The sequence below is a fragment of the Desulfovibrionales bacterium genome (genome assembly GCA_028715605.1).
Classification (GTDB): Bacteria; Desulfobacterota; QYQD01; order QYQD01; family QYQD01; genus QYQD01.
Window position 1 is genome coordinate 308,528 of the sequence record JAQURM010000001.1, and the last position, 19,629, is coordinate 328,156.

Annotated in this window: 16 protein-coding genes; 12 read left to right on the plus strand and 4 right to left on the minus strand. The window is 48.3% G+C overall.

Features of this window, described 5'->3' with window-relative positions; genetic code table 11:
• Window positions 1–53: 53 nt before the first annotated feature.
• Together PHT49_01470 and PHT49_01475 are read left to right on the plus strand one after the other, a co-directional pair.
• Window positions 54–1,346, plus strand: a complete 1,293-nt coding sequence (locus PHT49_01470) for a hypothetical protein (protein ID MDD5450549.1) — start codon at window positions 54–56, stop codon at window positions 1,344–1,346.
• A complete protein-coding gene (locus PHT49_01475; GenBank protein ID MDD5450550.1) occupies window positions 1,346–2,155 on the plus strand; it encodes a biotin--[acetyl-CoA-carboxylase] ligase in 810 nt (269 codons plus the stop codon). The genes PHT49_01470 and PHT49_01475 overlap by 1 nt, the downstream gene beginning before the upstream one ends.
• A gap of 138 nt (window positions 2,156–2,293) precedes the next feature.
• On the opposite strand, the gene PHT49_01480 is transcribed toward PHT49_01475, so the two are convergent.
• Window positions 2,294–2,971: an adenylate kinase gene (locus PHT49_01480; GenBank protein ID MDD5450551.1), complete on the minus strand. Its 678-nt coding sequence runs from the start codon at window positions 2,969–2,971 to the stop codon at window positions 2,294–2,296.
• Between the two features lie 488 nt (window positions 2,972–3,459).
• Between PHT49_01480 and PHT49_01485 the strand changes: the two genes are divergently transcribed.
• From PHT49_01485 to PHT49_01530, 10 genes are all read left to right on the plus strand, one after another.
• On the plus strand, window positions 3,460–5,046 hold the full coding sequence (locus tag PHT49_01485) for a YncE family protein (GenBank protein MDD5450552.1): 1,587 nt from the start codon (window positions 3,460–3,462) through the stop codon (window positions 5,044–5,046).
• 53 nt (window positions 5,047–5,099) lie between these two features.
• Window positions 5,100–7,352, plus strand: a complete 2,253-nt coding sequence (locus PHT49_01490; protein MDD5450553.1) for a hypothetical protein — start codon at window positions 5,100–5,102, stop codon at window positions 7,350–7,352.
• 261 nt (window positions 7,353–7,613) lie between these two features.
• A complete protein-coding gene (locus PHT49_01495; GenBank protein ID MDD5450554.1) occupies window positions 7,614–8,060 on the plus strand; it encodes a hypothetical protein in 447 nt (148 codons plus the stop codon).
• Window positions 8,057–8,638 (plus strand): hypothetical protein, encoded by a 582-nt coding sequence (locus tag PHT49_01500; protein MDD5450555.1) that lies wholly within the window; start codon window positions 8,057–8,059, stop codon window positions 8,636–8,638. Before PHT49_01495 ends, PHT49_01500 begins: the two co-directional genes overlap by 4 nt.
• 122 nt (window positions 8,639–8,760) lie before the next feature.
• Entirely contained in the window at window positions 8,761–9,807 is a 1,047-nt protein-coding gene (locus PHT49_01505) for a hypothetical protein (GenBank protein MDD5450556.1), read from the plus strand.
• 137 nt (window positions 9,808–9,944) lie between these two features.
• Window positions 9,945–11,624, plus strand: coding sequence for a peptidyl-prolyl cis-trans isomerase (locus PHT49_01510; GenBank protein ID MDD5450557.1), 1,680 nt, complete (start codon window positions 9,945–9,947; stop codon window positions 11,622–11,624).
• Between the two features lie 23 nt (window positions 11,625–11,647).
• Complete coding sequence (locus tag PHT49_01515; GenBank protein MDD5450558.1) at window positions 11,648–13,663, plus strand: cytochrome c3 family protein; 2,016 nt, start codon at window positions 11,648–11,650, stop codon at window positions 13,661–13,663.
• Window positions 13,664–13,730: 67 nt separating this feature from the next.
• Window positions 13,731–14,993, plus strand: coding sequence for a cytochrome c3 family protein (locus PHT49_01520; protein MDD5450559.1), 1,263 nt, complete (start codon window positions 13,731–13,733; stop codon window positions 14,991–14,993).
• 12 nt (window positions 14,994–15,005) lie between these two features.
• Window positions 15,006–15,965 carry an NHL repeat-containing protein gene (locus PHT49_01525; protein MDD5450560.1) on the plus strand — a complete coding sequence of 320 codons (960 nt, stop codon included), beginning with the start codon at window positions 15,006–15,008 and terminating at the stop codon, window positions 15,963–15,965.
• A gap of 115 nt (window positions 15,966–16,080) precedes the next feature.
• On the plus strand, window positions 16,081–16,701 hold the full coding sequence (locus PHT49_01530) for a DUF2155 domain-containing protein (GenBank protein MDD5450561.1): 621 nt from the start codon (window positions 16,081–16,083) through the stop codon (window positions 16,699–16,701).
• A gap of 117 nt (window positions 16,702–16,818) precedes the next feature.
• On the opposite strand, the gene PHT49_01535 is transcribed toward PHT49_01530, so the two are convergent.
• The 3 genes from PHT49_01535 to PHT49_01545 form a co-directional block, all read right to left on the minus strand.
• Window positions 16,819–17,751 carry a cytochrome c3 family protein gene (locus PHT49_01535; protein ID MDD5450562.1) on the minus strand — a complete coding sequence of 311 codons (933 nt, stop codon included), beginning with the start codon at window positions 17,749–17,751 and terminating at the stop codon, window positions 16,819–16,821.
• 157 nt (window positions 17,752–17,908) lie between these two features.
• Entirely contained in the window at window positions 17,909–18,925 is a 1,017-nt protein-coding gene (gene gap / locus PHT49_01540) for a type I glyceraldehyde-3-phosphate dehydrogenase (GenBank protein ID MDD5450563.1), read from the minus strand.
• A 16-nt stretch (window positions 18,926–18,941) separates the two neighbouring features.
• On the minus strand, window positions 18,942–19,505 hold the full coding sequence (locus tag PHT49_01545; protein MDD5450564.1) for a GAF domain-containing protein: 564 nt from the start codon (window positions 19,503–19,505) through the stop codon (window positions 18,942–18,944).
• Window positions 19,506–19,629 lie beyond the last annotated feature (124 nt).

Here is a 19,629-nt window from a genome sequence, read left to right on the forward strand (position 1 = left end):
GACTACACTGGAAGACTAAAGTCAGATTGGTACACGGATAACGCAGTATTATCATGAAGATACTGACTGCTGAGGTTATTGAAACACTGAAGGGCAGAGGTCTCCTGCCGTCTTTACCGGAAGGAGTCCCCATTCCTTTACCTGCCGTTGATAAGGTGGAGCTATATCTCTCCTTTCACTGCAATGACCGCTGTGCGCACTGCATTACGAACTCGGGACCGGAGAGGCAGGAGACGCTGAGTCCAGATGATGCAATAACGGTTATAAAACACGTAGCACAATTTTCTGTGTTGAGGCAGCTTGACAGGCTCTTTGGAAAAGGGGAGTTCCGCTGCATACTACCGCAACAATTTCGAGACCTGGAGGCGAGGAAAGTCCCGCCCAAAAGACTGAGCGAATCGCTTAAAACCGCCTATGTGGATTGTTTACAGGGCAATGGCTGCAACTCACAGTGGGTTATTGGCTCTTCATCTTTTAATCTCAACTTTGGCCGGCCATCCGTCCGAATAAGCGGCGGAGAATTCTTTAGGTGGCCTGCCAGGACGAATGGTAAAGAACTGTCCGATAACCAGAGATTGGATTTCCAGGGACAATTGTTAAGGGAAATACGCACCTTATTGCCCGATTATGATGTGTGGATATTGACAAACGGACGGTTCGCGGTCAGTCAGGAACATGCGGACAAAGTTATCGAGGTCTGGGCCCGGCATGCAAACTCTCCAAACGCCGGAGGGAAGACACGCATCTGCATCTCTGTGGACGTATTCCACCGGCCTCCGCCAGGCAGTTCCGTAGAGGAGATGTTGGACAGAATATGGGCGGCAACCCGGAAGTATGGCTTAAGCGCTCCTTTTCTGTATGGAATTCCAAATGACTGGATCGGCTACCTGGGCAGGGTATTTGGAAGTTTCAAGGTGGGAAGGATGGAAAAACATACGGTTAAAAATGTATCCGGAAGTTCTTTCAATCCAGTCATGGATCTGATGGTAGATCCGTTAGATCTGGTCGGCGCCGACGGCTGCCGGGAGGTTAAGGGATTTTATCTGCGCCACAGTTCCGGGGTCTTGATCGCCAACAACATCTATATAGCCCCATCCGGCCATATGGTATATTGTTGTGCCTGTTTGGGCAGCTATGGGGATTTTGTACGTGAACCGAAGAGCTGTCTCGAAAATCTGGTCAGGGATCCGATTTCTTTGATGCTGCGCCACGCCGAGACGGCCATCCCTCTTCTTAATACTGCCGTTGAGCTTGATCCTACAATCAAAGTGCTCGGCACCGGAGAACACCCCGCGGTTACCGGGTCAACCTGTTATCAGCTTATGACTGGTAAAAGACTACCCTGATGAGTTCTCCAAAACTTGCCCCGATAGATGTTGCGTCACTTACCAGCAGGCTTAAAACCACCCCTTTCGCGCAAGGGAAAATACACTATCTACCAACCACCGGCTCCACAAACAATGTGGCGAGAGACCTGGCAGAAAAAGGGGCCCCGGAGGGGACTATCGTTATTGCCGAAGCCCAGACCAAAGGGCGGGGGCGTCTGGGCCGGACGTGGCATTCACCTCCCGGTGCCGGTCTCTATTTTTCCGTTGTCCTCCGGCCCCGGCTCGATCCATCCGATCTCCCTAAAATCACGCTGCTGGCGGGAACAGCCGCTGCCGAATCTATAGAAGAAACCACCGGTCTGCACCCAGTTATCAAGTGGCCGAATGACCTCCTGTTGGCAGGTAAAAAGGTAGCCGGCATACTGACAGAACTTTATGGCGATATCGCCGCACCTTATGTTATCCTCGGGATCGGCATAAATATTCACACACGCCGCGAAGAGTTCCTCCCTGAACTGCAAAAAACCGCCACCTCTCTGGCCATGGCCGGCGGACAAAACATCTCTCGCGCCGATCTCATGCAGGCCATACTTACACATCTGGGCGGGTGGTATGAGTTATTCAAAAAGGGGATGTTTCAGCCCATCCTGGACGCCTGGCGTAAGAGATGCGTTATTATCGGCGCCCGTGTCAGGATACTATCCGGAGAAAAAGAACTGGAAGGGATCGTTGTCGATGTGGATGCGTCCGGCGCTTTGCTCCTTCGGGATCAGACCGGACAAATCCGGCGTATCTTATCCGGTGAAGTTATAAGATGGGAAAAATGAAACATTACGCAGCCCGGCGCATCTATGACACACACCCGAAACGCATCTCCAAACCGCAAGAGCCATGACGGCCTGAGAATTTATGAAAGAGGCGGGAGAATCTCCCGCCTCTTTTTTGCAAATATGGAGGGTATCAGGTTAGGACAACTGGGCCATCAATTTCTCTGAGACTACATTGATGGGCGGCGCACCATCCACGGCAACTACCTTTGGCCCCGGCACCTTTTTGAAATAGTTGACTGCCGCCATGGTGCCGCTGTTGGTATCGTAATAAATATCATGCCTCTTATCAATAGCGGCCGTATCCTGGTCATCGGCCCGAGTCTTCAAATCACCCCCGCAGACCCGGCAGACCAATTTCCCATCTTTTTCTACCGGCTTGATGGCATCAATATGGACATGGTTCGGATGGTTGTTGTCATTAACGCAGAGCCTTCTGCCCATAATCCTTTCCGCGGCTGTCTTGCGGTCCAGGCCAATCTCCACGACATAGTCAAGCTTGATGCCGGCCTCATTAAGCGCCTTGTGCAGGGCCTCGGCCTGGACAACGTTACGCGGGAAGCCGTCCAGAAGCCATCCCTTTTTACAATCATCCTCCTTAAGCCGGTTGAGGATCATGGGGATGGTGATGTCATCCGGCACCAGATCTCCCCGGTCGATGTATGCCTTGGCCTTTTTCCCCAGCTCTGTGCCCCCGCCTATATTCTTTCTGAATATGGCGCCCGATTCGATGTGAGGGAGATTGTACTTCTTCTGAACAATTGCCCCCTGCGTTCCCTTGCCACTTCCATTTGGACCAAAAATTAAGATGTTCATGAAAATCCTCCTTTGGGAAAAATTATTTCTCACTTCAAAAATCCGGTAGTGCCAGTCGTCCGTTGTCAGTGGTCAATTGTATCTGTATATCCAAATAGTTAGACGAAGCGTTGAAACGTTAGAGCCTTCGTTGCTACCTGGTCGAACCGGTTGATTTCTTTTGTTTTTGCAACAAACAACCGACAACAATCAATGGGCACCACCAAAAATTGAAGATTTGAAAAATCACCGGTAGAACTATAGCAGAAAGTTATTGATTATTTCCAGAAGAAAATGAATATCCATTCAAAAAAATTGCCCCCCTTCTCTATCACTGCCTGGAAAGCTTTCTATACCCGTCCAGGCCTTTCCGCCTTTGTCCTTGACAATCATATCTAACTCATATAAAGCAGAAAAAGTTTTCTTATTTCCCCTCCTTTTCTTAATGACTAAAGTGGCCGATATAGTAATAGATATAAGGGCCTTTGTGCTCTCAGGGAGGAGGATGCATGTACAAAATCCTTCATAAATATTATTTGCTTTGTCTGTCTCTTCTTCTCGTAATCACTCTGTGCTGGGGCTGCGCCGGGCTAAAGGAAAAACATCTGGCCGAACCGATGAATAGCCGGCCACAGGGCAGACTCGTTCTGTTTTTGAATGGCCCGCCGCAGACCGGCCTGAATCTCACCTTTGGCCTCAGCAGCGTTGGCGTCTTCAGCGAAGAAGGCGGTTGGGAAGAGTTGCCGCTTAAACTTCAGCCGATAAACTCCCGGGGTATAATCGGACGCCAGGTCATCCTCGCGGAAAGCAAACTTGTGGCCAGGGCCTATGAAAAGCTGCGCTTTACCTTTGATCGGGCACAGGTCATTAAGGAAAATAAGGCCGCAGACCTTTCCATCCCTTCCGAAGGCCTGGAGATGGATTTTAACTTCAGGATAGTCAAAGGGCAGGATACTTCAGTTTTTATCAACTGGGATGTAGAGGGGTCTATAGCGGATAATTATCTGTTTATCCCCGCATTTGCGCTAAAGACAGAGATTCGCGGGGTAAGAAGTCAACTGGCTTATGTAACCAATGAAGGGTCAGATAATGTAACGGTTATAAACAGAGAATGGGATGAGGTCGTTTCTACCATAGCGGTAGGAAAGGCGCCCTGCGGCTTGGCCGCCGGTACAAAAAAGACCAGGCTAAGGGTATATGTGGCCAACTCCAGGGCGAATAACATTACGGTCATCGATCCGACCCTAAATCAGGTCGAGCAGACCATACCTATATCATTTGGGAGACAACCCCGGGCCATTGCCGCAGCGCAGACCCGGTCAGGCAAGGAATGTCTGTTTGTGGCCAATTATGCCTCTAACAATGTCTCCATAATAGATACGGATAATTACGAAGAGATTGAACAGGTCAGGGTAGGCGTCGGCCCTATAGCCATAATCACTGACCCCCCCACGGACACCATATATAATATGAAAGGGCTGACGGCCGGTCAATTGAATCGCTGGAAGGATTATCGGGATCAACACCTGCATATATATGTAGCCAACAGTAAGACCAACACCGTATCCGTTATCATTTTCAATACCTCTACACTGGCCGTGCAAGATACCCATACCTTAACCGTGGGCTGGAATCCGACGGCCCTGGATGTGGATGTAGAGCGGGGTAAGGTCTATGTAGCTAATAACGGCTCTGATACGATCTCAATTATCGACGCATTAAAAATCATGGATGGCTCCACCTCGGACGCGGTAACCACCTTAACCAACGTGGGCACGGGCGGGGTGGACATTGCGGTCGATGCCCTTTTTCTGAGGTTGTATCTTTTAAAAGACCGGCCCGGTGAAGTGCTCTTCCTTAAGACTCCGGTGGAGGATATAGCTGCATCCTTGAAATCTATTATGACGCCCATTACGGGAGTGATCGATGTGAGTGGGTTTCACCAATCCATGGCCTTGGACCCCGAAAGTAGAAAGCTTTATGTCGTGGATCGTGAAGATGGCATAGTTCACGTTATAGATAAGACTAGCCGGCGATTGATCAAGAATATTCCCGTGGGTAGCAAGCCTTATGAGATTACGATGGTTCCTTTTTGATAGGCTGAGGATAAGGGTTGGATGTTAAACTCTTAAAGGTGATGACCAGCAAAATGCCTGCCCTACGAGGATTGTGGAGGGTAGTTATAGCCTTGGTCGTGCTTATAACTTATCCTGGCCCATCTGCAGGGGCAGCAGGTATAGGCGGCACGGCCGATCTTCGTTATAACGCAACCAAACAAAAAAAGGATGGAGTTAAAACAAGCGACGGTTATAATTTTTCTCAAAATTATTATTTAAATCTGGCCGATGAAATTACGCCCGTGCTTTCTTATACTCTCAACTTCCGGGCCAATCACAACAAAACTTCTTCTACCCAGGACAGCATAACCACAAAAACTTATAACCAGGGCGCTGAGCCACAGATTGAATTCAGCCTGCATAATCCTTATTATAATGCCAGCGCCGGCTATCAACGTACAGAGACCTGGAGCGGCGCATCTTTGGCTGATGAGATACGGAAGACCGGTGATTATACCTATGCCCGCTTTGATATATCTCCACGTGATTTGCCGACACTGGCCTTACAATGGGGCCGCAAACGGGATTTTGATTATCTTTCGCCCACGCGCCTCGATACAACTACCGACACCTATCTTCTAAATACAAGTTATGATTACGCCCCTTTCAGGTTTTACTATAATTATTACCTTACCCAGACCACAGATGATGCCCTCTCAGGCGATATCTATCGCACCGAGAAAGAGGCGCACACACATAATGGCCGGCTGGACTACGGCCAATCATTTTTTGACGGCAAGCTGCCGATTAACGCCAGTTACCAGGCCAATTATAACCGGAATATTACGGATATTTTTTCCACAGCAGCGGTAGTTACAGTAGAGCGGACACCTTTTCTGGGACTTCATAAACGTGATACGGCTTCACCTCCAACGCCAACGACACTCGCGATCGAGACGCAAAATGCCCTTATTGATGGGGACAAAAGCACGGCTATAACAACTATTGATGTTGGGCTCACTGGGTTGCCAAACACTGACCCCAACTCACATCTCTATCACAACATAGGGCTGGAACTAACCAGTACCAAATCAGTGAAGACCCTTCGCATTTACACAAACATAGCCAAGACCTCTACTTTTAGTGATACACTGACCTTTACTGTTTACTCGGGTACCACGGCATCGAACTGGACCGCGATAACCGGCGCCGCTTCTCCGGCTCCGAGCACCTCGGTGACAGAAGACGTTTATTTTTACGAGGTAAGCTTTACGCCTACGACCGCCAGATTTTTCAAGATCGTCAATACTGACGAAGCTACACTTCCGGCCGGCATAACCAACATATACATTACGGAAATAGAGGCCTATGGTGACGAGACAGAAAAAACCGATATTACCGACCGGTTCGATCAGGGTCTGAATTTTAACACCAGTTTGAAGGCCAGGCCTGATTTGTCGGTTTCATTCAGTTTTTACCTGACGCGCAATGATGAAGAACCATCATCCCTTCCCGAGGCGGCGAGTAATCTTTTTTCAACCATTTTCAGCAAGACCCAAAAAGGGGGGGAAGGCGCATCAAGCGGAACCACTACGCGGAGCTGGGGTCCTTCCGTTAACTGGCAGCCCTATACAAAGCTTATGACCTCTTTGCGTTTCCAGAGGCAGGACTCGTGGGATACGGAGGGGACCACCGATTCGGCATCCAATACATACGCCTTTTCTCTTAATTCTCCGCTTCTTGATACGCTGGATACCACATTTTCCGCGACACGCAGTGAGCAGTACAGTTTTTCCGAGAAACAGACCATAAGCGACTCCCTTCTCCTCAGTACGCTGGCTAAATTGTACGACGGCGTCAATATGGTTACAGACCTGAATTATACCACCTCGGAATCCTTTCAGACTAATCTCACTACAGATACCCTTTCCCTTAACGGTAATATAAATGCTATACTGACGCGCAGGCTAAGTGGAACATTTACATATGGTTTTAGCTGGCCTGCGCCTGGTACGGCCTCCAACCAGCAGTCCCTGGTCTTGACTTATCGCCCCAGTGCGCTATTAAATTTTATGGCCTCGCTTCAGACTGCCGATACAGGGACTACCCGTACTTTTGGCCAGAATTACAGTATAGATTGGCTTCCGGTTCCCGTACTTAATTTTAATCTGAGCGCCCAGGAGACGGACTCAGGGGACACAAAAAACCAGACCCTTACCTTCCAGAATAGGTGGCAGATAAACAAGTATATGGATTTTCAGTTTAATTACTCCTTTGGGCGTGTTAAATCATCGTCTGAAACAGATACCCATACCTGGGGATTATCCTTTACCGGACGGTTCTAAGGGAGGTAGTAACCGTTGACCGTTCACCGAAGAAACACTATTCAGGTTCTTACAGACAACGGTGACCGGACAACGGTAAACAGATACGGGAGGGCATTATTGTTGACAGTGATACGTAAAACTGATAAAAGCCAAAATTGGACAGCCGTTCTGTTGTCTTGTTTGTGCTTAACGCTTGTATTTTTGTCTGCCTGCGCACCCGGCCGAAAGACCTATTTGCGTTCAGGCGTTGATATTCGTCAGATTACAAAGGTAGCGGTTATGCCTTTTGAGAATCTGACAAACGACCCCTATGCAGGTAAAAAGGTGCAAGATCTCATGATTACAGAACTTTTGTATAGGGGTCGTGTAGATGTTATCGAGCCCGGCGAGGTACTAAATGCTATACGGAGCGCCGGTATTACCTCCATCAGTGCCTTGCATATTGAAAATATAAAGATTATTGGACAGCGGTTGCGGGTCCCGGCGGTAGTGGTGGGTTCAGTCCATGCCTTTGGAGTGGTGCGGGGTGTTACGATATCCTATCCCGAGGTAACTATTCACTGTATTGTGGTGGAAACTACTTCGGGGGCAATTATTGCTTCGACCCAGTACACGTCGGGCGGAACCAGCTTCTGGGGCAGGCATTTCAAGGCTGAAGGGCCTACCTTGGGCGAGACAGCCGAGGATGCGGTAAAGGTTATAGTAAGGAGTCTGTTTTTGCCATGAAGCGATGGGGGGCTTATCACTTTATAATTTGTCTTTTGCTGGCCTGTATATGCTTTGGTTGCGCCCGTACGCCTAAGCCGAATTTTTATATACGCCAGGACTTTGACTTTAGCGTTATCAAAAGGGTGGCCGTATTGCCCTTTGATAATCTTACCAATGATAAGTTCGCCTCTGAAAGGATCAGAAGACTGGTAATTAATGAACTTCTGGCCTCAGGTTTGATGGATGTAGTCGTAGCCGGCGATCTTTCGGCCACTCTTAAGACGGCTAAAGTGGAATCGGTAACGGCACTGCCTCCTAAGGAGATCAAAGAAATTGGCCGGGCATTAAATGCACAGGCCGTTCTTGCAGGCTCGGTCGAAAGGTATGAGGAATCAAAAGGTGGATCCTTTGCCGCCCCTGAAATTTCCATCTCCTTAGTTATGGCGGAGATCGATTCCGGATCCATTGTGTGGTCAGTAAGCGCTTCTACCGGTGGGGCAGGTTTTGGGACCCGCCATTTTGGGGCACGTGCAGATACGATCAGTGAGGCATCTGAAAAGGTAGTTAAAAAGGCGATCCGGACGTTGTATCCATGAGAGATAAAATTCGAAATACGAATATCGAAATTCGAAATAAAATGTTGATGGTAGGGGTAGGGTTTGCCCTGCGTAATAGTCTCGTTAATCCAGACACTTCCAAGTAGTTATGAAACGGCCCTATGTGGAAAATATCACCCTTTCTTTTGACTCTCCTTATTTTTTTACCTTCCTGTGCCGGACGGGCGGCATTTGATAGCGATGCCAGGCTGCCGCTGGCCCGAAAAGCTATAGCGCTGATGCCTTTTGAGAACCTTTCTGATAAGAAAGAGGCCGTGGAAACGGTTATGCCCTATATACGGCAGTGGTTTAAAGATGCCGGGGCTGAAATAGTGCCTGATGAAGTAGTAGAAAGATTTCTGTTGCGGCATGAAATTAGAAGCACCGGGCGTTTCTCAGATAAAATTATTCATAGTATGGATCGCGGGCTTGGAGCCACTTATATTCTGCTGGGAAGCGTAAATTCATGCTCTGATGAACCGCTACTATCCATCTCTACCCGTCTGGTATCCGTGCCGGATGGGAATATTGTCTGGGGCGGACATGCCAGCCGCAGTGGGGAGGAATTTAAAACGGTCCTTGGCCTGGGTAAAATTACGACACTAGCTGGGCTCTCCCCTATAGTAATTGAGGAACTTTTTTCTCCTCTTAAGCGGTTTACACCGCCGGATAAGGCGGAACAAGAGAAATGGCGTTTCCGGGTGGCGGTAATGCCCTTTGGGAACCTGAGCCCGCGCAGGGATGCCGGGGTTATCGCCACGTACCTATTCCTTGCGGGCATAGCGCAAAAAACGGGTTGGGCGACTGTTGAATATGGCCAGGTCTGGAATACCCTGGTTTCAGAGAATTATCCGTATCGGGGAGAACTGGACTATGATACGTTGCAGGCGCTGGGCAAGAAACTTGAAGTCGATGGCATCCTGCTCGGAACAGTGGAAAAATATACCGAAGATCTGGGCGCCAAAGGGCAGGTTATCCCGGAGGCAGCTATCAGCCTGCGTCTTTTATATGTTCCTAATAAGACCATCATCTGGGCAGATCGACTGGGAGCTACGGGCGAAGACGATATCTTAGTCCTGGATTGGGGGCGAATAAGAACGGCCGATAAGGTTGCCGAAAAGGTAATCAAAAAATTGGTACAGCGTTTGCCTTATATTGAGGTTAGGTAGTGTCCATCCGGAAACTAATGTTCCCGGCTTCACGCTTTCAGCGATCAGCAATTAGCTGTCAGCAAAAACCTAAGACAAACAACACATTAAGCTGAATGCTGACGGCTTAGTAAAGGGCCAAATTTGGGGAGTTAGATATGTCACTGTTTATATTGTTACGAAACTATATGATTATCGGGGTGCTTTTGTTGCTTGCGGCCTGTAGCGGGTTCATGATCTCAGGTGAAAAACCCGTGGCCTGGGTGGACGGCGTGCCGGTAACTGAGGGGGATTTAAAAGAGGCGTTAAAGATAACGCATCGCACTGAGGCCGTACGGCCGGAGGAGCATCTCGACCTTATGGATTATGTTAATAAATTGATCGATGACCGCCTGATTGTCCAGGAGGCCTATCGTATGGGGCTGGATAAGGATCCCTGGGTGCAAAATAAGATGCACGAATATAACCTCAGGGAATCAGTGGTACGCCTCTATAAAGAAGAGGTTCAGGACAGGGTTTGGGTAAGCGATGACGAGATGCGGCGATTTTACAATGAGCAGATGGAGGAGACACATATTCGCCAACTAACGGTGGGAACTGAGGAAAAGGCCCTGAATATACGGGACCAGATCGAAGCCGGTTCTGATATGGCCACTCTCGCCCGGGAGCATTCTATCGATATGTTTAAAGATAAGGGAGGAGACCGGGGGTTTTTACGCCGATGGCAACTCCCGGAATCAGTTAGAGATATAGCCTTCTCTCTTAAGGCTGGCCAGCTACCACCCGTAATTAAAACTCCCTCCGGCTATCAAATAATAAAAATTGAGGAGAAGAAGCCGGCACCGGAGAAAAGTTTAGAGGAGATACGGCAGGTTGCAGAAAAACATTTTCGTAAGAAGAAAGAAGAGGCGCAAGGTCAGGAAGTTTTAAAGAGATATCACAAGCAGGCCGATATAGTCATAAGCGAAGATTTGTTGGCAGAATTGCCGGTTTCTATTGACGCCGCAAGGGATGAAAAGTGGGCCAAGGATGAACGGCCTATTGTAAAAATTGGGGAAGAAATATTGACGGTGCGCGATTTCTATCAACAGCTAAAAGACATACCGGATTCTAAATTAGTTGCGGATAATCCGCCGGACTTAAAGAGAAAGTTTGTAGATAACTGGATCGACCGCAAACTTGTGGATGTAGTTGCTTTAAATCGGCATTATGAACAAGACGCAGATTTCGGTCGCATGCTTAAGTATTATGAAGAATACCTACTAAAGAAGTTGTTTGCCCAGAAGGTTATATACCCACAGATAAAGATTTCAGATGAACTCCTCAAGGATTATTACGATAAACACCGTGACAAGTATCTCAAGCCGGTTCAGTACCGGATAAGGCAGATTACTGTAAGTGATGAGGCGCAGTCCCGGGCCATCCTGGAACAACTGCGCGGGGGAGCTGATTTTGCCTGGCTGGCAAAAAATAAGTCCGAAGATGGCCTGGCTGAGAAGGGAGGAGACAGGGGCTGGATTTCAGAGGATAAATTGTTTTTTTTATCTAAGGCTGTTTCTGCCCTGAAGGTTGGAGAGAACAGCGATGTGCTTTCAGAGGGCGGTGCGTATTATATCGTAAAGTTGGAGGCCAAGTCCGATGTTGACTACGAGGACCTTGAACAAATAAAGGACGTCGTGCAAAGGGATTATGTCAAGGAAAACTATGAGAAATTATGGACGGATTATGCCAAGGAGTTAAGACAGGATGCTGAAGTCAGGATGAACGATCCCTTTATCCAGGAATTGAAAGAACGATTCCTGCCTACTGTGAAATCTTCTACTCTTGACAAGCAATGAAGGCTGATGATATGGTGCAGCGCATGAAAAATTCGAAGCACGTCCGCTTGCGGCGAAGCTGTCTTTGGTGTGAGACTCGGAAAATAAAATTTAACGCCATAAGCATTGCAGTATTTGTACTAGCGATCGCCCTTATCGTTTTAAGTTGTGCTGAAAGTCCAACCAGACCTCAGCGAGGTTTTGCTCCGAAGGCATGCCTGGACTGTCATGGCAAGAAATTCGATGATCTCAAAAAACCTTATGTCCATGGTCCGGCGCTCAAAAAAGACTGCGAAGTATGCCATGATCGCCATGGTAAGATACCCATCAGGACATTCAAGAAACCGGGTGCCGCGTTGTGTTATACCTGCCATGCCGCGGAAAAACTGGGGATAAGTGAAAAAGTTGCGGTTCATACCCCTATAAAAGAAGGCAAATGCATACCCTGTCATGCCCCACACGCCGGTGACAATAAGCTCTTCTTAAAAAAGCAGGGTAATAGCCTTTGCTTTGATTGCCACGAGGAGACGCTATTTAAAGGCGCTAAAGTCCATGCCCCGGTAGAAAAGGGGTGCTCGACCTGCCACAGACCTCATGCCTCACCCCAGGCCGATCATCTTGTAAAACCTGAGACAGAGCTTTGCCTCGGTTGCCATAACTCAGGGAGCGCCTCTTTCCGGGCAGCGCATCAGAACTATCCGGTGGAAAAGGCGCATTGTACGGGATGCCATGACCCGCATGCCACAGCCCATCCTAAGTTACTAAGGCCTTCTATACATAAGCCTCTGGCGGAAAAAAGGTGTAGTTCCTGCCACCGTCCATCTGCAGATAAAGAGCCGCTAAAGGCGGTGGCTCAGGATGGCGCTCTTTGCTATTCCTGCCACGAGCAGGTCGCCAAGCGATTTGAACAGGTCTGCCGGCATAAGCCCATACAAGAGGGTAAGTGTCTGGTCTGCCATAGTCCCCATGCCACGGATTTTGTCCCCCAGTTGGTTAAGGATGTTAACTCTCTTTGCTTTGCCTGTCATAAAGAGAAGACAGGCTCTTTGAAGGCAGGTGTGCCCCATGCGCCACTCAAAAAGCAGGGTTGTACGGCCTGTCATGATGCGCATGCTGCGGCTAATAAGCAATTGCTCAAAATGGAAAAAAAGAAGCTCTGTCTCGGGTGTCATAAGAGGGCGGAGGAAGAGCTAAGCGCAGCTTATATACATAAACCTCTTCTAGCTGATCAGTGCACGACCTGCCACAACGCCCATGGATCCAATTATAAGGGAATGCTGAGCGTATCTCCGGAGGCCCTGTGCTACAGCTGTCATAAGGAGGCCAGAGATAAATTTTATAAGGCATACGTTCATACGCCCGTAAGTAAAAAGAATTGTACAGGATGTCATAAGCCGCACGGAGCGAATTATAAGTCTCTTCTCAAGCATTCCAGGACTGATATTTGTTTCTCCTGTCATGTAGAAATGAAGAATATAGGTATAGAAGGCAAGGGTCACCCGCCGTTTATGAGAAGAGAATGCCAGGGCTGTCATGACTCCCATGCCAGTAATTATCCTATGCAGCAGATGATCCCACCTTCTGAACTCTGTCTGAAGTGTCATAAGAATTTCGTGGCCAAAGGAAAAGATGCCCAGGCCGTACATCAACCCATAAAGGAAGGGAACTGCATTAGCTGCCATAGCCCGCACGGTACAAAACTTGCCAGTTTGCTCCTCAACCAAACCGGCGAGCTGTGTCTGTCCTGCCATGGCCAGCTAAAGGAGGCGTTGCGTTCGGCTCGGGGGCATATGCCGGTCAAGCAAGGCAATTGTCGCGGCTGCCATCTACCCCATTACGGAGAAGAAAAAGGACTTTTGGCCAATCGTGATCCATTCCTCTGTCTCCAGTGCCATGCCGCCGATAAACCTACTAATATCAAGGCGCATCAAGGGTTGCTCCAAAATACCAGCTTATGTCTGGAGTGTCATGAACCACATATAGCCGCTAAAGGAAGTTTGTTGAAGAAAAATGAGCACAGTCCTTTTGCCAAGAGAGATTGCAGGCTGTGCCATAAATAAAATAAGTGACAACCCCCGTATTTAATATGGGACGAATGGCGAAATTTCCGCGATACCCGGAAAGCTTATGAGATGGAGAGATGTTAACAATATGAGGGTTAAGTTTGCGATATGGCCTTTGTTGACCTTTTTTGCCTGGATACTTACAAGTGAGGCGCTGGCGGCAAGGCCTTCGGCTGATACCTGCTATAGCTGCCATAGCCAGTTAAAAAAGCAATTTGCGCAGAAAATCATACATGATCCTGTGGCCAAGGGCCAGTGCATGGCCTGTCACAATCCTCACGCCGCGAACCAGGATAAGTTTTTAAAGGATGACATAAATAAGCTCTGCTATAGTTGCCATAAAGGATTGGCACAGGAACTGGGGCGCGGGTACGTTCATTCCGTTCTTTTGCATGATAAATGCACGCGTTGTCACAGTCCCCATGCCTCTGCACACAGAAATCTACTGGCCAAAGAAGCAAATAGCTTATGCCTGGACTGCCATGAGGGCGTAAAAAAGCAGCTTACCTTTTCCTTTTCCATACCGCCCTTCCGGGAGAAAAAGTGCCTTTCTTGTCACCAGCCCCATGTCTCCAGGGAGGAAGGGTTGGTAAGGAAAAATATAAATCGTCTTTGCCAGGATTGTCATGGTATTAAGTGCAAGAGTAAGGGGGTTTCTCTGGCCTTTGTCCTCCAGAATGCCGACTGCACCAGCTGTCATAATCCCCATGCCTCAAACAAGAAAGGGGTTTTCAACCCTATAGCCCATCAGTCTTTTGTCGATCAAAAGTGTGAGGCATGCCACGATACGATTGTAGCAAATAAGCCCCTTACAACAAAGTTGACCGGCCGGACATTATGCCTTGATTGCCATGGTAATAAGAAGGATATGCTGTCTAAGATATATGTTCACGCCGGAGGAGGTAAGGCCTGCACCACCTGTCATAATCCTCATGCCTCGCAGGATAAAGGCCTTATCTGGAAGAAAGAGAAATGGCTCTGCATCTCCTGCCATGCCGACACGGACCGGCGTGAGAAGGCATCCATCGAGAAACAAAAGGGCATCCGCTGTACGGCTATCAAGGAGGGAAGATGTTCCCATTGTCATGATCCACACGCCGCAAATATGCCCCGCTACTTTAAAGGCGACGGAGTTGATATCTGTATGAGTTGCCATAAAAAAGAGCACAGCTTATCGCATCCCCTCAGGGAAAAATCTATAGATCCGCGGACTAACCAGCCGACTTATTGCACTACCTGCCACGGGATGCACACTGCTGAAAACAAATTTATGCTTTATTTCGACCGCAAAAAGGAATTGTGCATAGAGTGCCATAAAAGAGATTAAGGAGCTTGCGGTATGGCTTTGATGTTTGGCAGGATCAGGCTTTTATTAATTGTCCTCGTGTTGTGTAGCATTATGTCGGTTTTTTTCGCACTTGATTTTTGTTTTGCCCAGCAAAAGACCCCCCTTGCCCTCCAAGTTGGTTTTACACAGATGGAAGGCATGGGCAAATTGAAGCAGATCCAGGGACTTTTTTGGTCCCCTGCCCAAAATAGACTGCTTGTGACTGATACCGGCAATAACCGCCTGCTTTTCTTTGGCGATAGTGAGGGGAAATTCCGGTTCCTGTCTGAATTTAAATCCGACAAAATGGCGTTACCCATTAGCGCTGTAGAGACCAGCCGGGGGACGATTATAGTCATCGAGCGGGGCGCTCAGGGAATTATCAGTTATAATCCTGAGACCGGCGAGAGACGCAGCATTTTTACGGATGGATTTCCCGATGCTTCATCCTTTTGGCCTACTCGCCTGGCCTTAGATGATAAGGACAATCTCTATGTCGTGGATCAAGGGAACCAGAGAATTTACATTTTTGATGGCAATCTAACGTATAAGCTCCATATAAATCCTCCTGAACCGACGTTCACGGGATTCTCAGCGGTAGCAGTTGCTAAGGACGGTAACATAGTTGCGCTTGAGGCCCGACGAGGTATAGTCTATCTCTTTGATAAAGAAGGGAAGATTATCCGCCAGGTTAGTAAGCGCGGAGATCTTCGCGGAGAAACTGAATTTCCAGTGGACATAGCTGTGGATGGACAGGGGCGCATTTACGTCCTGGATTCTCACCGGCATCAAATCGTCATTCTGGACCGAAACGGGAACTGGCAGGGAGAGATAGGCGAAAAGGGGTGGAAGGAGGGGAAGTTCATATTCCCCTATCGGGTAGAAGTGGCTTCTGATTATCGGTTGTTTATAGTTGACGCCGATAATAATCGCCTACAGGTCTTTATCCCGGCCGGCCGTTTGGAGCAATAGTTAGGTTAAATATAACGGTTTTCCGAGTCATAAGATAATAAACTTAGAACCCCTCACCGTGGTTTTTAGTTTAATCACGTGAGGGGTTTTATACTAATACGGAGGACATGGAATAATGGATACGTTCAAAAAAATCGGGATGCTTGCAGTTCCACTCATTGCAGGAGGGATTTTGTTGGCTGGCGGGTGTCAGAAAAAGGAAGACATAAAAACGGCGCAAGAGAAGCCGGCAATGCCTTCTGAACCGTCTATGCACGAACCTGCTCCAGACGGGCAAGAGCAGATGCCCCCGGCCATGGGAAAACAATTCCCGAAGGAGATGCTTGAAGCTATCCAGAGGGGGGAACAAAAACCGGAGTCAAGACCGGTTACGAAAGGCCACGCACCGGTGGTTGTCCCCCGGGAGGTACAGGGCAAATGGAAAGCGGTGGTGATAGCCGTGGTTAATAAACAAACGAACGAAAAAAAGGATTATGTGGTGGGGATTAACAAGGATTTCGCACTTCCTAATAGTAAGATAAAAATTAAGGTGTTAAATTTTCTGCCTAATTTTTCCATGTCTCCCCAGGGTATAACATCACTTTCTAATGAATCTAAAAACCCGGCTGCGCAGATAATCGTTTACGAAGACAATAAGAACGTTTTTGAAGGCTGGCTGTTTGAAAAGTTTCCCCAGGTACATCCTTTCCAACACAAGGTATATGCCATCATGCTGAAGAATCAAATGCCGATTTAGCCATTTCGGCCACGAATTGACACAAATGAACTCGAATAGATACAGGGTCCTGTATAAATTTTCATTATGCCTGCCTTATTGGGGTAGATTCGTGTTCATTCGTGGCTGGATAAATTTTTAGTGATTGCGGTGACAGGTACGACAAGAGCCTGAAGAGGACATGTTTTCGTCGTAAGCGAAGCGGAGGATACTCGGATAGGGCGAACCGTGGGCACGGTGACAGGACAGACACATTACCACCTCATTGCCTGACGAGACGTTCACTTCTGACGGATTTTTTGCGCGATCGAGATACAGTCTGGCAACGGGCACAACCGGGTTATATTCCGTATAACCGGAGAATTCCCCGTCCGGGATGGGGATGTCTGTCGGGTGTCTTAACCAGGGGCCCTTGCCTCCGATGCCGGCCGCACCGTGAAAGTTACCTGTACTGCCGCCCAAGGCATCGCTGCCATGGCATTGACCGCATAAATAGCTTATGCTCTTTGGATCACGCCAGTTATCAGACCCCTGGTATTCGTTATGCTTATCAGCGGCAGTCTTGTATTCCCATTTGTAGCCGTCTTCGTTCATTTCCCTTCCGGTAACCCCCGACAGAAACCGGTAACTTGTCGCTACCGTCTTTCCATCGGACGGTTTGGCAGAGTTGTAGGCATGGTGGGCTCCCTTCATGGCTTCGCGTGGTGAGATATTGGTACGGTCGCCATGGCAGCCATATTTACCGGCACACGTGAGCCGGACGCTGGTGAAGTTCGAGGAGGGGTCGTTTAGTCCCGGCGCATTAATAGTATCCGGCCCTATATCCGTAAACCCATCCACATTATGGCCATGGCGGCTACCGTGAAGGCCGACATAATAAAAATTGCCACCGGCTAAGTCCGTCCCGGTATTGTGATAAACATAAGGGGTTGATCCGGCCTTGCCGGTATTGCCTGCCTGTATGGCCGTGTGGCACCGGGTGCAATGCCCTGAACCTTGATCCTGTGTGCCTTTCATAACTACGGCCTTGTAGGAGGCATGGCAGTTGTCACAATTGGTATCTAAAGCCATTGCACCGGGACTTACCCATGTGAAATAAGTCCATAGCACAGGTATTATCAACCAGCGGGATGCCGTTTTCACTATTGTCCTTATTTATGGATTAGCCTGTTGATTAACGCTTCTATTTTCTTATCGGCATTCCGCTGTTTTTCTTTAGCGCATAGCTTTAAGTCCCCTTTTCGGCTATAAGGTTAGCTAAGTCTGCAAGACGACAGGAATAACCCCATTCGTTGTCGTACCAGCAGACGACTTTGGCCAGGTTGCCTCCCAGCACCTGTGTGAATTCTGCATCTATTATGCTTGAATGGGGATCACCCTTAAAATCAGAGGAAACCAGGAAATCCTCCGAATAAGACATGATGCCCTTTAACGGACCGTTAGCCGCGTCTTTTAGGGCCTTCCTCAGGTCATCTGTAGTGATGTTTTTTTCCAGTAGCGCTACGAAATCTACCACGGATACGGTAGGCGTAGGGACCCTTAATGAATATCCGTCGAATTTGCCTTTGAGTTCCGGTATTACAAGCGCTAGGGCTTTTGCTGCTCCGGTTGAGGTGGGAATTATATTGCAGGCCGCAGCGCGCGCCCTTCGCAGGTCTTTATGCGGCAGATCGAGGATGCGTTGATCGTTGGTATAGGCATGTACCGTGGTCATAAAACCTTTCACAATGCCAAATTGATTGTTGACGACCCTTGCCGGGGGAGCGAGACAGTTAGTAGTACAAGAAGCATTAGAGATAATATGGTGGAGGACCGGGTCGTAAGCCTCCTCGTTAACTCCCATAACAATGGTGATATCTTCTTCCTTGGCCGGAGCGCTTATGATTACTTTTTTGGCCCCTGCTTCCCTGTGCATATTGGCCCTGGGCCCGGTGCGAAAGAGGCCGGTGCATTCTATAACGATGTCAACCTCGACCTCATGCCATGGTATCTGGGCTGGATCCCGTTCTGAAAAATTACGAATTTTACAATCACCAACGACCATTTCTCCGTCGAGGATCTCTGCCGGAACATTAAATATTCCATAATTGGTATCATATTTGAGCAGGTGGACGTTGGTAGGCGCATCAAACAGATCGTTAATAGCCACTACCTGCAAATTTTCCGGGTGTCTTTCCAGTATAGCCTTTAACGCTTGGCGGCCAATGCGGCCAAACCCGTTTATACCTATTTTTGCCTTTCTCATAGCTCTTCTCCCCTTTTTAATCGTCAAAAAGTCTGTATTCATAAGCAGCCAGAAGTTCGTAATCTGCTTTAAGGGCCTGATGTAAGCGGGCATTCTCAATGGCGATGGCGCTGAGGTTAGCGATGACCGTCAAAAATTCTGTTTCTTCAGGGGCAAAATCCCTGCACGTAGCGGAATAGACGCGTAGTACGCCTATAGCTCGATCTTCAATCATAAGGGGTTGTACCATTACCGAGGCAATGCCTTCTTCCCTTGCTTTTTCCGGATATTGGAATCGTGGATCGGTGCACGCATCACGGATAGTAACTCTCTTGCCGGCCAGGGCTTCCTGGTCAAGGCCGCTTTTTTCTATTTCTACTGCACCCTTACGTAGATATCCCTTACTCAACCCATAAGAGGCCCCTAAAAGCAGCCGTTTCCCTTGCTTATCAAGGAGTCTTATAGAACAGGCCTTGGCCTCTATGGCCAAAGTAACTTGTTCCGCTATTTTTGCCAGGACCGTGGCCGGATCCAGGCTGGAATTTATTACCATGGCCACTTCGTACAGGGACCGGTAATAGTCCTTTTCTTTGCTTTTCATAAAAATGCCTCCCTCCTCTTAGTGAGCTTTTGTTTTCATAACGTGCACTATAACTTTATATTATCGGGGGAAAATGTTTTTTTGTAAATGTAAAGATTTGAAGTAAAGAATCTTGCAACGTGCG